The sequence below is a fragment of the Arsenicicoccus sp. UBA7492 genome (assembly GCF_002479615.1).
Taxonomy (GTDB): domain Bacteria; phylum Actinomycetota; class Actinomycetes; order Actinomycetales; family Dermatophilaceae; genus Arsenicicoccus; species Arsenicicoccus bolidensis.
Genome location: NZ_DLOE01000021.1, coordinates 1 through 13957, shown reverse-complemented (window position 1 = coordinate 13957; position 13957 = coordinate 1). Strand labels below are relative to the sequence as shown.

The window sequence follows — 13957 nt, the reverse complement described above, 5'->3', positions numbered from 1 at the left end:
CACATTCGCCCGGCTTCGCACACCAGGCCGATGTGACCAAGGTCGGTCGGCGTGACCAAGGCAGGCGGATCCTGCGGCTCACCTGCCGCTGTTCCCTGAGCCCGTATGCCGAGCAGCCCTCCGCACGGCAGCGGGATCGGTGCCCAACTGCTGCACATGGGGGCGACGCCGGATGACCCGTCGTTGCGGCACAACGGAATTCGCCATCCAGGACCCGCAATGTGCAGCAGTTGTGCACGCCGGGCGCGCGGATGGCGTGGGGCTCGGCATACAGGATCCGGTGAGAACCCAGCCGTCTCGGCGAGCTGGATCAGACCACGACGTTGGCCACCCGGCCCCCTCTGCCCCCGGCGCAAGACCCGCCGGGGGTAGAGGCATCAGCCTGGGGAACGAGGGCCGGTCGATGCCTCTACCGCCGGTAGGTCAGGCGGTGGTGTCGCGCGCCTGCACCCGCAGCGCCCGCGCCACCGTGTCGCGGTGCTCCGCCACGGCCCGCACGAGCCCGGAGGGGGCGTCGGCGTTGGCGGTGAGCCAGGCCTCCGTGGCGTCCAGCAGCGACCGGTCCGCCAGCGGCATGGGATAGAACGCGCCCGCCACCACCTCGGCCAGCGCGAACGAGTGCCGCTCCCACATGCCGCGCAGCATCGTGAAGTACCGCTCGACATAGGGCTGCAGCAGCGTCACGTCGTGGACCCGGCCGAAGCCCTGCCCGGTCGCGCCCACGATCGTGTTGGACTCCGACGCGTCCTCGACGCCACGGCGCCAGGCCTGCGCCTTGGCCTCAGCGGTGGGGAGCGCGGCCACGGCCACCGCGGCGTGCTCCTGCCCGGACGCGGTCCGGTCCCGCTCGAGCTCGGCCTCGACCTCGGCCCGACCCACGCGTCCCGCCGCCGCGAGCGCGGTCAGCAGGGTCCAGCGCATGTCCGTGTCGACGGCGAGACCGTCCAGGGAGAGGCGCCCGGCATACAGGCCCTCGATCAGGTCGAGGTCCGTGGGGCGGCGCGTGATCGCGGCGAGCGCCGACACCAGCTGCAGCTGGGCGTCGCTGCCGGGCGCGGCCGTCTCGACCAGGCGCCGCAGCTCGGCCCCCACCGTCTCCCGGGCGCTGTCGCGATGGCCGGGAGCGACGTATGCCGCCAGCGCGGTGGAGACCTGGGCGAGGAGCACGCGCAGCAGCGTGGCGTCCGTCTCGCCGTCGACGGCCCGCAGCGCCAGGGTGATGTAGTCCCGCGCCCGCATCTGCGCGTCGCGCGTCATGTCCCAGGCCGTCGCGAGGGCGAGGGAGCGGGGCAGCGACTCGGTGAACGCCCGCGGGTGCTCGATCACGGTGGCCAGGGACCGCTCGTCGAGCCGCAGCTTGGCGTAGGCCAGGTCGTCGTCGTTGACCAGCAGCAGGTCGGGCATCGGCCGGCCGACGAGGAAGGGCAGCTCGGTGCGCTCTCCGTCGACGTCGACCTCGTGGCGCGCGACGCGGACCAGCGAGTCTCCCTGCAGCTCGTAGCACCCCACAGCCAGGCGGTGCGGCCGCAGCACGGGGAAGTCCTCGGGGGCGGTCTGCACGATCGCCGCGGCCTCGATCACCCCGTCGCCGTCCGAGCCGAGCGTGAGGTCCGGCGTCAGCGTGTTGACGCCGGCCTGCTCGAGCCACAGCTCCTGCCAGCGACCGAGGTCGCGCCCGGACGTGGCCTCGAGCTCGGCCATCAGGTCGCCGATCGTGGTGTTGCCCCACGCATGCTTGGCGAAGTACGCCCGGATCCCGTCGCGGAAGGCGTCGCGACCGACGTAGGCCACGAGCTGCTTGAGCACGGACGCGCCCTTGGCATAGGTGATCCCGTCGAAGTTGGTCTCGACGTCGTGCAGGTCGCGGATGTCGGCGGCGATCGGGTGGGTCGAGGAGAGCTGGTCCTGGCGGTAGGCCCAGGCCTTCTCCGCCGTCCCGAAGGTCGTCCACGCGGACTCCCACTGGGTCGCCTCGGCCTGTGCCGTCGTCGACGCCCACTCGGCGAAGGACTCGTTGAGCCACAGGTCGTCCCACCAGGTCATGGTGACGAGGTTGCCGAACCACATGTGCGCCAGCTCGTGCAGGATCGTCAGGGCGCGGCGCTCGACGAGGCCGTCGGAGACCTTGGCGCGGAAGACGTACATCTCGTGGAAGGTCACCGCCCCGACGTTCTCCATCGCGCCCATGTTGTACTCCGGCGTGAAGATCTGGTCGTACTTGGGGAACGGGAACGGCTGGTCGAACTCCTCCTCGAAGAACGCGAATCCCCGCTTGGTGCAGTCGAACAGGTTGGCGTGGTCGACGTGCGGCGTGAGGGATCGCCGGCTGAAGATCCCCAGCGGGATCTCGCCGGCGCGGGTCGAGACGGTGTCGCGGACGACGTCATACGGCCCGGCGATCAAGGCGGTGATGTATGACGAGATGCGCGGGGTCGCCTCGAAGGCCCAGGTCGCGGCCGGCGTGGAGCCGGCGGCGCCGTCCGCACGCGGGGCCGGCGTGGGCTCGGGGGTGGGGGAGCAGCTGATGACCTGCCAGTGCGCGGGCGCCGTCACGGTGAACGTGAACTCGGCCTTGATGTCGGGCTGCTCGAAGACGACGAACATCCGTCGCGAGTCGGGGACCTCGAACTGCGTGTAGAGGTAGACCTCGCCGTCGGCCGGGTCGACGAACCGGTGCAGACCCTCGCCGGTGTTCATGTAGGTCCCGGTCGCTCGGACGGTCAGCTCGTTGCGAGCCTGCAGGCGGGGCAGCGTGATCCGCGCGTCGGCGACATGGGTCGCGGGGGCCAGGGACTCGCCGTTGAGGACGATCTCCTCGACCGAGGTGCCGATGAAGTCGATGAACGTGCTCGCCCCCTCCTCCGCGGCGCCGAACCGTGCCGTGGTGGTGGTGCTGAAGGTCGTGGGACCGGTCGTCAGGTCGAGCTGGACGTCATAGGTCACGTCGCTCACGAGCTGGGACCGGTCACGCGCCTCGTCGCGCGTGAGGTTGGTGCCTGGCACGGTGGGGCCTTTCGGTGGTGCTGGAGCGCCCCGGAGCACGGGGGAGCGGATGGCCGCTCCATCCTTGCAGGTATCCCGCACGCCGTCCCTGCGGATCGCGGCGAGGTCGTCATACGGTGCCGCGCGGGGGCGGGGCGGGTGCTGGCAGGATGGCGGGGTGAGCGAGACGAAGCAGACCACCCAGCCGCAGACCACCCAGCCGCAGGCTCCCCAGAGCGGCTCCCCGTCCGTCGAGATGTTCTTCGACCCCGCGTGCCCCTGGGCCTGGATGACCTCCCGGTGGCTCATGGAGGTCGAGCGAGCCAAGGACATCACCGTGACCTGGTCGGTGATGAGCCTGGCGGTCCTCAACGAGGGCCGCGACCTGCCCGAGGACTACCGCGCGCTGATGGACCGCGCGTGGGGCCCGGTCCGCGTGATCATCGCGGCGGCCCGGGAGCACGGCGACGACGTCGTCAAGCGTCTGTACGACGCGATGGGCACGCGCATCCACCTCGAGGGCGAGAAGGACTTCGACGTCGTGGTCGAGGACGCCCTCGCCGAGGTCGGTCTGCCGGCCGAGCTCGCGTCGTATGCCGCGCCGACCGCCGGCGACGAGACCGATCGCGCCCTGCGCGCCTCGCACGAGCGCGGGATCTCGCTGGTCGGCGACGAGGTGGGCACCCCCATCATCAACGTCGACGGCGTGGCGTTCTTCGGCCCGGTCGTGTCGCCGGCGCCCAAGGGCGAGGACGCGGTGCGGCTCTTCGACGGGTGCGTGCTCGTCGCGGGGACGCCCGGCTTCTTCGAGCTGAAGCGCACGCGCGACGTCGGCCCCATCTTCGACTGACCTACCTCAGGTAGGCACATCCGCCCGACTTCGCACGCCAGGCGGATGTGACGACCTGAGGTAGGCACATCCGCCCGCCTTCGCCCCCGGCCGACACACCTACCGCCGGTAGAGGCATCGACCGGCCTCCGTTCGCCAGGCTGATGGACCTACCCCCGGTAGGTCCATCAGCAGGCTCTACCCCACCGCACCTCAGCCCGGCCCCGCACACCACCCCGCACCCCGGCCCCGCACACCACCCCGCACCCCGCACCCCCGCAGGAGACCCGCCATGCGCATCCACATCGGCGCCGACCACGCCGCCCTCGAGGCCAAGACCGCCCTGATCACCCACCTGCGCGACGCGGGCCACGAGGTCACCGACCACGGCCCCTTCGTCTACGACGCCGAGGACGACTACCCCGTCTTCTGCCTGCGCGCCGCCGAGGCCGTCGCGGCCGACCCCGCGTCGCTCGGCTTCGTGCTCGGCGGCTCCGGCAACGGCGAGCAGATGGCCGCCAACAAGGTCGAGGGCGTGCGTGCCGCGCTCTGCTACAACCCCGAGCTGGCCGAACTGGCGCGCGAGCACAACGACGCGCGCGTCTGCTCCATCGGCGGTCGCTTCACCACGCCGGAGGAGTCGTTGGCGATCGCGGACACCTTCGTCGCCACGCCGTTCTCGGGGGTCGAGCGCCACGCCCGCCGCATCGCGATGCTGGACCACTACGAGGCGTCGGGGGAGCTGCCCGAGCTGCCCGAGAGCGCGCGCTGACCGCATGGCAAACCCTCACGTCAGGTGTGACGGATGTGACGGGTGTGGCGGCTGGGACCCCACCCGCGTCGTCACGGTGCGTGTCCAGACCCTGTCCGAACTGTCCCTCCTGCACCGGACCGTCCGGGTGAAGGTCAGGCGAACGGCGCATCTCGTTCGGGTGTTTCGGACACGTAGCGTCTCGCAGTCTGTTCTAGTGGAGAGCGAACAGCCCGCTCGCTCCCCGTCCTTGAGGAAGTCCCCATGGCCGTCCACGCCGGTCACTCCACCCGCACCCCGCAGGCCCCCGTCCTCACCTGGCTGGTCGTCCCGGCCCTGGTCGCGCTGGGGGTGCTCCTCGCCCTCGCCTCGGTCGTCGCGATCGTCATGGGGATGGCGCCGTTCGCGCTCGCGTCCCTCGTCGGCCTGGTCGCTGCTGTCGGGGCGTTCTGGACGATGCTGGACCGCCGCCGGCTCTGACGCCTCCCACCGGCGGCCACCGGCCGTCGAGCTGACCGTATGACGAAGGCCCCGCCGCCCTCCGAGGAGAGGTGACCGGGCCTTCGTGCCGCCTGGCGGGGCGGGCTGGAGCGGGTGACGAGAATCGAACTCGCGTAGCTAGTTTGGAAGACTAGGGCTCTACCATTGAGCTACACCCGCAGGTCGCCCGACGGGATCCGTCAGGACGAGCACTGCACAGGGTAGTTCGCCGACCGGGCCCGCGGGAAATCCGACACCCCGCCCCGCCGGTCACGCGTCCCGAGCCCGCGGTCGGGACCGGTAGGATCGAGGCTTCACGGGCTGTGGCGCAGCTTGGTAGCGCGCGTGCTTTGGGAGCACGATGTCGCAGGTTCAAATCCTGTCAGCCCGACCACCGCGGGGGCCCGCCGGACGGCTCCGGCGGGCCCTCGCGCATCCTGGCAGCCCCCGTCTGCGGTGCCCGCTCGGCCGTGGCAGGCTAGGGGCATGACGGCAGCGAGGACGGCATACATCGTCGACGGCGTGCGCACCCCGATCGGCAGGTATGCCGGAGCGCTCGCCCCGGTCCGGCCCGACGACCTCGCGGCCCACGTGATCCGCACCCTGGTGCAGCGCCACCCCTCGGTGGCGTGGGACCAGGTCGACGACGTGGTCCTGGGCTGCGCCAACCAGGCGGGCGAGGACAACCGCAACGTGGCCCGTATGGCGGCCCTGCTGGCCGGTTTGCCGGAGCAGGTGCCCGGGGTCACCGTCAACCGCCTGTGCGCGAGCGGCCTGGACGCGGTCGCGGCGGCGGCCCGGGGCATCCTCGCCGGTGACGGCGACCTCTACGTGGCCGGCGGGGTCGAGTCGATGAGCCGGGCGCCGTTCGTGATGCCCAAGGCCGAGAGCGCCTACAGCCGCAGCACCGAGGTCCACGACACGACGATCGGGTGGCGCTTCGTCAACCCGGCCATGCGCGACCGCTACGGCGTGGACAGCATGCCCGAGACCGCCCAGAACGTCGCCGACGACTGGGGCGTCAGCCGCGAGGACCAGGACGCCTTCGCCCAGCGCTCGCAGGAGCGCGCGGCCGCCGCCATCGCGAGCGGCCGGCTCGCGACCGAGATCGCGCCCGTCACGATCCCGCAGCGCAAGGGCGACCCCACGGTCGTCGACACCGACGAGCACCCCCGCCTGGGCAGCCTCGAGACGCTCGGTCGGCTCCGGCCGTTGTTCCCAGGTGGGTCCGTCACGGCGGGCAACGCCAGCGGGGTCAACGACGGCGCCGCGGCGCTGCTGGTCGCCAGCGAGAGCGCGGTCGAGAGGTTCTCCCTGGAGCCGCTGGCCCGCATCGACGGCGCCGCCGCTGCCGGCCTGGCCCCCCGGGTGATGGGCTACGGGCCCGTCCCGGCCGTCCGCAAGGTGTTGTCCCGCAGGGGTGTCGAGCTGGACGACGTCGGCGTGATCGAGCTCAACGAGGCCTTCGCCAGCCAGAGCCTGGCGGTCCTGCGCGACCTCGGGCTGCCCGACGACGCGGCGCACGTCAACCCGCACGGTGGGGCCATCGCGCTCGGCCACCCGCTCGGCATGAGCGGGGCCCGCCTGGCGCTGACGGCGGCGATCACGCTGGCCGACGACGGGCACGACCACGCCCTCGCCACCATGTGCGTCGGCGTCGGTCAGGGCGTCGCCATGCTGCTCTCCCGCCCCTGACAGGCCCCTGACCGAGACGGGTTCCGGGCCGCCGATAGGGTTCCCGCAGATCCATCACGACATCCAGCACGACATCCGTCACGACGTAGTGAGGAAGGAAAGACATGGACAAGGTGGTGTCCTCCGCCGAGGAGGCCGTGGCCGACATCGGCGACGGAGCCTCGCTGGCGGTCGGCGGGTTCGGTCTGTGCGGCATCCCGAGCGTGCTCATCCGGGCCCTGCACGAGCAGGGGGCCACGGACCTCGAGCTGGTCTCCAACAACTGCGGCGTCGACGACTGGGGGATGGGGATCCTGCTGGCGGACAAGAAGATCCGCCGCATCCAGGCGTCCTACGTCGGAGAGAACAAGGAGTTCGAGCGGCAGTACCTCACCGGCGAGCTGGAGGTCGAGCTCACCCCCCAGGGGTCGCTCGCCGAGAAGCTCCGCTGCGGGGGCTCCGGCATCGCCGGCTTCTACACCCTCACCGGGTCCGGCACCCAGGTCGCCGAGGGCGGCCTGCCCCTCCTGCACGACGCCGACGGCAAGGTCGTCAAGACCTCGCCGCCCAAGGAGACCAAGGTCTTCGACGTCGACGGCGAGCCCAAGACCTTCGTCCTGGAGGAGGCCATCTCCTGCGACTTCGGCCTGGTGCGGGCGTGGCGCGGCGACCGGCACGGCAACCTCGTGTTCCGCGAGGCCGCCCGCAACTTCAACCCCGTGTGCGCCATGGCCGGTCGCGTGACGATCGCCGAGGTCGAGGAGCTCGTCGAGCCCGGCGAGCTCGACCCGGGCGAGGTGCACCTGCCGGGCATCTACGTCCAGCGCGTCGTCGCGCTGACGCCCGAGGAGGCCGCGGAGAAGCGCATCGAGCGCCGCACGGTCCGTCCCGCAGCCACCGCCGACCAGCAGCAGAAGGAGGCGTGAGCCATGGCGCTGACGCGTGAGCAGATGGCCGAGCGTGCCGCCCAGGAGCTGCACGACGGCGACTACGTCAACCTCGGGATCGGCCTGCCGACGATGGTCCCCAACTACGTGGCGGACGACGTCGAGCTGGTCCTGCAGTCCGAGAACGGCATCCTCGGCACCGGGGCCTACCCGGTGGAGGGCACGGAGGACCCCGACCTCATCAACGCGGGCAAGGAGACGGTGACCGTCCGCAAGGGCGCGAGCTACTTCGACTCCTCGACGTCCTTCGGGATGATCCGCTCCGGCAAGGTCGACGCCGCGATCCTCGGTGCGATGCAGGTGTCCGAGCACGGCGACATCAGCAACTGGATGATCCCCGGAAAGATGGTCAAGGGCATGGGCGGCGCGATGGACCTGGTCCACGGCGCCAAGAAGGTCATCGTCCTGATGGAGCACACCGCCAAGGGAGGCGCGCACAAGATCCTGAAGGAGTGCACGCTGCCCTACACCGGCAAGGCCGTCGTCCAGCGGATCATCACCGACCTGTGCGTCTTCGACGTCACCGCGGAGGGCCTGGTCCTGCGCGAGCTGTTCGACGGGGTCACCGAGGACGAGATCCGCGACAAGACCGGCTGCGACTTCACGGTCGACCTGACCTGACCGAACCTGCCCGACCTCGCCCGGGCCCGAGCACCACCGTGTCGGGCCCGGCCGGGACGACCGTTAGGGATAGGCGGGGCGAGCCGATAGCATGTCGAGAGCCTCGGTTCGGCCGAGGCCCCTTGTCGATGTCGCCGGCCGCCTCCCCAGACTCCACCGAGGCGTGGCGGTCTGGCGCCGACGAGGGCCCCCAGACCTCTAGCACAGACCTTGGAGCAACCGCAGTGAAGAGTGCCGTCGAGAACCTCAGCCCGACCCGGGTCAAGCTGACCGTCGAGGTCCCCTTCAAGGAGCTCAAGCCGAGCATCGACGCGGCGTACAAGACCATCGGCCAGCAGGTGCAGGTTCCCGGTTTCCGTCGCGGCAAGGTCCCCGCCCGCATCATCGACCAGCGCATCGGCAAGGGCGCCGTCCTGCAGGAGGCCGTCAACGAGGCGCTCCCGCAGTTCTACGGCCAGGCCATCGACGAGACCGGCCTCAAGCCGCTCTCGCAGCCCGAGGTCGACGTCACCGAGATCCCCCTCGAGGACGGCCAGCAGCTGGCCTTCGCCGCTGAGATGGACGTCCGCCCCGCGATCGAGATGCCGGACTTCACGGGCATCACCGTGGACGTCGACGACGTCGAGGTGACCGACGAGGACGTCAACGCCAACCTGGCGCAGCTGCAGGAGCGCTTCGGCAGCCTCGTGGGCGTCGACCGCGCCGCCAGGACCGGCGACTTCGTGTCGATCGACCTGTCGGCGAGCATCGACGGCGAGGAGATCGACTCGGTCTCGGGCGTCTCCTACGAGATCGGCTCCGGCAACATGCTCGAGGGCATGGACGACCAGCTGGTCGGCGTCAAGGCCGACGAGACCAAGACGTTCACCGCCCCCCTCGCGGGTGGCGACCGCGCCGGCCAGGACGCCGAGATCTCCATCACGGTCCTGTCCGTCAAGGAGCGCGAGCTCCCCGAGCTGGACGACGAGTTCGCCCAGCTGGCGTCGGAGTTCGACACGATGGACGAGCTGCGCGCCGACGTGACCGCGCAGACCGAGCGCGCCAAGAAGTTCGAGCAGGGCGCCCAGGCCCGCGACAAGGTCCTGGCCCAGCTGCTCGAGACGATCGAGATCCCGCTGCCCGAGTCGCTGGTCGAGGCCGAGGTGGAGTCCCACTTCGCCGAGTGCTCCGAGGAGGGCCACGACACCGCCGAGCACCGCGACGAGGTGGCCAAGAACGTCCGCGAGGCCATGAAGGGCCAGTTCCTCCTCGACGCCATCGCCGAGGAGCGCGAGGTCCAGGTCGGCCAGCAGGAGCTCATCGAGTACCTCGTGATGCAGGCCCAGCAGTACGGCATGGACCCCAACCAGTTCGCCCAGATCATGGACTCCAACGGCCAGGTGCCCTCCATGGTAAGCGAGGTCGCTCGCCGCAAGGCCCTCGCCACGGTGCTCGAGGACATCACGATCAAGGACGCCTCCGGCAACGTGGTCAACCTGTCCGACCTGGACGTCGAGGTCGAGGACGGCGACGAGGGTTCCGACGACTCGGGCTCCTCCGACGACACCGAGGGCTCCGACGACGCGCCGGCCACGAAGGCCTCCGCCAAGAAGGCTCCGGCCAAGAAGGCTGCTGCCAAGAAGGCTGCTGCCAAGGACGCCGACGCGGCCGACGCGACCGACGCCGCCGCCGCGGCTGACGCCGCCGCCGGGGGCTCCGAGCAGGAGGCCAAGCCGGCCAAGAAGGCTCCCGCCAAGAAGTCGCCGGCCAAGAAGGCTGCCGCCAAGGACTCCGACGCGACCGACGCCGCCGCCGAGGGCTCCGAGGAGGAGGCCAAGCCGGCCAAGAAGGCCTCCGCCAAGAAGGCTGCCGCCAAGGCCGACGAGACCGACGACGCCTCCGAGGGCAAGCCGGCCAAGAAGGCCCCCGCCAAGAAGGCCCCGGCCAAGAAGGCTGCTGCCAAGGACGAGGACGCCGCGGACGCCTGATCCCGCACGCCCGCCTCGCGGGCCGCACTCCACGAGGAGCCCGTCACCGAGAGGTGGCGGGCTCCACGCCGTCCCAGATCCCCTCGGTCCCGCCTCGGCAGCGCACCGTCGCGTGGCTCACGCGCTGGGCGAGGCGGTGTGCGCTCACGGCGAACACGCGCCCCGACGGGAAGGGTGTGTCGGCGCCGGGCGTTAGTGTCATCAGCAAGCGACGCTCCAGGCCGGTCCACCGGCCGGGCGCCACCCCAGTGCGACAGAGAGATGAGACTCACGGTGAGCCAGAGCAACGTCCCCGCGACCCCGGTCGCAGCGGCCGCGCCCCAGGGCGGTCTCGACGACCACATCTACCAGCGGCTCCTCAAGGACCGCATCATCTTCCTCGGCTCGGACGTCCGCGACGACAACGCCAACGCGATCTGCGCCCAGCTCCTCCTGCTCTCGGCCGAGGACCCCGACAAGGACATCTGGCTCTACATCAACAGCCCCGGCGGCTCGGTGACGGCCGGCATGGCGATCTTCGACACCATGCAGTGGATCCCCAACGACGTCTGCACCGTCGCGATGGGTATGGCCGCCTCCATGGGCCAGTTCCTGCTGTCCGCGGGGGCCAAGGGCAAGCGCTACGCCACCCCGCACGCCCGCATCCTGATGCACCAGCCCCTCGGCGGCATCGGCGGCACCGCCACGGACGTCAAGATCCAGGCCGAGCTGCTGCTCGCGATGAAGAAGGAGATGGCCGAGCTCATCTCCGAGCACACCGGCCAGCCGGTGGACAAGATCACGGCCGACTCCGACCGCGACCGCTGGTTCACCGCGGCCCAGGCCAAGGACTACGGCTTCGTCGACCACGTCTTCGAGCGCGCCGTCCAGACGCCCGGCAGCGGCGGCACGGACGCCTGATCGCCATACCGACAAGACCCACTCGGAGACCCAGATGATCCAGCACCCCCAGCCCATGCACGGCGCTGCCGGCCAGCCCGGTGCCGTCATGCCCACCAGCCGCTACATCCTGCCGCAGTTCGAGGAGCGCACCTCCTACGGCATGAAGCGGACCGATCCCTACACCAAGCTCTTCGAGGACCGCATCATCTTCCTCGGCGTGCAGGTGGACGACGCGTCGGCCGACGACATCATCGCCCAGCTGATCGTGCTCGAGTCCCAGGACCCGGACCGCGACATCACGATGTACATCAACAGCCCCGGTGGCTCGTTCACGGCGATGACCGCGATCTACGACACCATGCAGTACATCCGCCCCGACGTGCAGACCTTCGTCGTGGGCCAGGCCGCCTCGGCCGCGGCCGTGCTCCTCGCCGCCGGTGCGCCGGGCAAGCGCTACGCCCTGCCCAACGCCCGCGTCCTGATCCACCAGCCGGCCGTCGAGGGTGGCGGTGGTCAGGCCAGCGACATCGAGATCCAGGCCAACGAGATCTTCCGCATGCGGACCTGGCTCGAGGAGACGCTGGCGCAGCACTCCGGCCGCACCCCCGAGCAGGTGCGCGACGACATCGAGCGCGACAAGATCCTCTCCGCCGCGGCGGCCAAGGACTACGGCCTGATCGACGCCGTCCTGACCAGCCGCAAGGCGACGCTGGACTGAGCTGGACCAGCCCTCGGGCTGCCCGACCGGCGACGCCGGACGGGCAGCCCGAGGCGCGACCGGGGCATTCTGCTGTCGGCTGAACTCCCGGGGCCCTGCCGTGACGCGCAGGGGATAACAGGTGCTGGGGCGGGTCGTCCCAGGTACCGTCCTAGAAGACGACGCTCGCGCGTCGGCGGTCCAGGACCGGCCCGGACGGGGCGGTCTCGCACAGGTGGAGGTGGCAGATGGCACGCATCGGCGACGGTGGAGACCTGCTGAAGTGTTCCTTCTGCGGCAAGTCGCAGAAGCAGGTCAAGAAGCTCATCGCGGGCCCGGGTGTCTACATCTGCGACGAGTGCATCGACCTGTGCAACGAGATCATCGAGGAGGAGCTGTCCGAGGCTCCTGACTCCGGTCTCGACGAGCTGCCCAAGCCCCGCGACATCTTCACCTTCCTGGAGTCCTACGTCATCGGCCAGGAGGATGCGAAGCGTTCCCTCGCGGTCGCCGTCTACAACCACTACAAGCGCATCAACGCCGGGGCGGCCGGGTCCGCCACCGGGCCGTCGGCCACCAAGCGCGGCGACGAGCAGGTGGACATCGCCAAGTCCAACATCCTGATGATCGGCCCCACCGGCTGCGGCAAGACCTACCTCGCCCAGACCCTGGCGCGCATGCTCAACGTGCCCTTCGCCATCGCGGACGCGACGGCCCTGACCGAGGCCGGCTACGTGGGCGAGGACGTCGAGAACATCCTCCTCAAGCTCATCCAGGCCGCCGACTACGACGTCAAGAAGGCCGAGACGGGCATCATCTACATCGACGAGATCGACAAGATCGCCCGCAAGTCGGAGAACCCCTCGATCACCCGTGACGTGTCGGGCGAGGGCGTGCAGCAGGCGCTGCTCAAGATCCTCGAGGGCACCACGGCGAGCGTGCCGCCCCAGGGCGGGCGCAAGCACCCGCACCAGGAGTTCATCCAGATCGACACCACCAACGTGCTGTTCATCGTCGGTGGCGCCTTCGCCGGCCTGGAGCAGATCATCACGGCCCGGGCCGGCAAGCGTGGCCTCGGCTTCGGGGCGTCGATCGCCGCCCAGCGCGAGGCGGGGGCGCCGCGGTTCGCCGACCTGCAGCCGGACGACCTGATGAAGTTCGGCCTCATCCCCGAGTTCATCGGCCGCCTGCCCGTCGTGGCCACGGTCGACGAGCTCGATCGGTCCGCCCTCGTGCGGATCCTGACCGAGCCGCGCAACGCCCTGGTCAAGCAGTACCGCAAGATGCTGGACATCGACGGCGTGGAGCTGTCGTTCACGCAGGAGGCCATCGACGCGATCGCGGACAAGGCCATCGCGCGGGGGATCGGCGCCCGCGGCCTGCGCGCGATCATGGAGGAGATCCTCCTGCCGGTCATGTTCGACGTGCCCTCCGACGACGACATCGTCGAGGTCTCGGTCACCCGCGAGACCGTCGAGGAGGGCGCCACGCCCGTCGTCGTCCGCGCGACCGACAAGCGGCGCAAGGAATCCGCCTGACCGGCAGACCAGCCGGTATGACGGTCGCCCGGCCTGGGGCGGCCGACCTCTAGCGCGAGCGGTTGCTGGTCGTCACCCAGGCCACAGCGGCGACCCCCAGCACGGCAGCGGCGACGACGGCGACGGGCGCGACCGGCAGGACGGACCTCGCCAGCAGGCCCAGCCCCCACGTGATCGCCGCCACGGCCGTCAGCGCGACGCAGCGCTCGGCGTAGCGCCGCACCAGGCGGGGGTCCAGCCGCGCCGGGCTCGGCGCGGTCGTCGACACGGCCACGCAGGCCACGTGCACCACCACGAGTCCTGCCACCAGCAGCACCACCGGCGACGCCGGGTCCTGCGGTGCGACGAGCAGGTAGGCCGCCAGCGACGCCAGCGCCACGGGTCCACCGGCGGGCTCCGGACGGACGGCCGCGATCACCGCACCCAGGACCACCAGCGTGAAGCCCACCGGTGACAGCTGGTGGGCGCTCGCGGCGACGAGGGGGACGACCCAGGCGCACAGCATCCCCAGCAGGCGGACCGCGAGCTGGGACCCGGAGGTGGATCGCGCCTCGACGAGGCAGCGGGTGAGTAAGAGTCCCGTGGAGTG

Annotated in this window: 12 protein-coding genes and 2 tRNA genes; 11 read left to right on the top strand and 3 right to left on the bottom strand. The window is 70.8% G+C overall.

The annotated features are described in order from the left end of the window. Positions 1-423: 423 nt before the first annotated feature. A complete protein-coding gene (pepN, locus tag B4E97_RS05075; RefSeq protein ID WP_286955512.1) occupies positions 424-3003 on the bottom strand; it encodes an aminopeptidase N in 2580 nt (859 codons plus the stop codon). Positions 3004-3238: 235 nt separating this feature from the next. Between pepN and B4E97_RS05070 the strand changes: the two genes are divergently transcribed. From B4E97_RS05070 to B4E97_RS05060, 3 genes are all read left to right on the top strand, one after another. Then, complete coding sequence (locus tag B4E97_RS05070) at positions 3239-3832, top strand: DSBA oxidoreductase (protein WP_037215674.1); 594 nt, start codon at positions 3239-3241, stop codon at positions 3830-3832. A gap of 271 nt (positions 3833-4103) precedes the next feature. Next, positions 4104-4583: a ribose-5-phosphate isomerase gene (locus tag B4E97_RS05065; protein ID WP_286958937.1), complete on the top strand. Its 480-nt coding sequence runs from the start codon at positions 4104-4106 to the stop codon at positions 4581-4583. 243 nt (positions 4584-4826) lie between these two features. Next, complete coding sequence (locus B4E97_RS05060; RefSeq protein WP_239261686.1) at positions 4827-5042, top strand: hypothetical protein; 216 nt, start codon at positions 4827-4829, stop codon at positions 5040-5042. Positions 5043-5148: 106 nt separating this feature from the next. On the opposite strand, the gene B4E97_RS05055 is transcribed toward B4E97_RS05060, so the two are convergent. Further along, positions 5149-5222, bottom strand: a tRNA-Gly gene (locus tag B4E97_RS05055). A 137-nt stretch (positions 5223-5359) separates the two neighbouring features. On the opposite strand from B4E97_RS05055, the gene B4E97_RS05050 reads away from it, so the two are divergent. From B4E97_RS05050 to clpX, 8 genes are all read left to right on the top strand, one after another. Next, positions 5360-5436, top strand: a tRNA-Pro gene (locus B4E97_RS05050). 92 nt (positions 5437-5528) lie between these two features. After that, positions 5529-6737, top strand: coding sequence for a 3-oxoadipyl-CoA thiolase (gene pcaF, locus B4E97_RS05045; protein WP_286958936.1), 1209 nt, complete (start codon positions 5529-5531; stop codon positions 6735-6737). A 104-nt stretch (positions 6738-6841) separates the two neighbouring features. Further along, the gene (locus B4E97_RS05040; RefSeq protein WP_029211659.1) at positions 6842-7642 is read left to right on the top strand and encodes a CoA transferase subunit A; all 801 of its coding nucleotides are present in this window, start codon (positions 6842-6844) and stop codon (positions 7640-7642) included. A 3-nt stretch (positions 7643-7645) separates the two neighbouring features. Further along, positions 7646-8284 (top strand): CoA transferase subunit B, encoded by a 639-nt coding sequence (locus B4E97_RS05035; RefSeq protein WP_019287788.1) that lies wholly within the window; start codon positions 7646-7648, stop codon positions 8282-8284. 224 nt (positions 8285-8508) lie between these two features. Next, on the top strand, positions 8509-10251 hold the full coding sequence (gene tig / locus B4E97_RS05030; RefSeq protein WP_286958935.1) for a trigger factor: 1743 nt from the start codon (positions 8509-8511) through the stop codon (positions 10249-10251). A 273-nt stretch (positions 10252-10524) separates the two neighbouring features. Continuing rightward, a complete protein-coding gene (locus tag B4E97_RS05025; RefSeq protein WP_019287790.1) occupies positions 10525-11151 on the top strand; it encodes an ATP-dependent Clp protease proteolytic subunit in 627 nt (208 codons plus the stop codon). Between the two features lie 34 nt (positions 11152-11185). After that, complete coding sequence (locus B4E97_RS05020) at positions 11186-11851, top strand: ATP-dependent Clp protease proteolytic subunit (RefSeq protein ID WP_019287791.1); 666 nt, start codon at positions 11186-11188, stop codon at positions 11849-11851. 227 nt (positions 11852-12078) lie between these two features. Then, entirely contained in the window at positions 12079-13368 is a 1290-nt protein-coding gene (clpX, locus tag B4E97_RS05015) for an ATP-dependent Clp protease ATP-binding subunit ClpX (protein WP_029211170.1), read from the top strand. Positions 13369-13417: 49 nt separating this feature from the next. Here clpX and B4E97_RS05010 read toward each other — a convergent pair. Further along, positions 13418-13957, bottom strand: a 540-nt coding sequence (locus B4E97_RS05010) for a hypothetical protein (RefSeq protein ID WP_286958934.1), incomplete at its 5' end; no start/stop codon positions are given.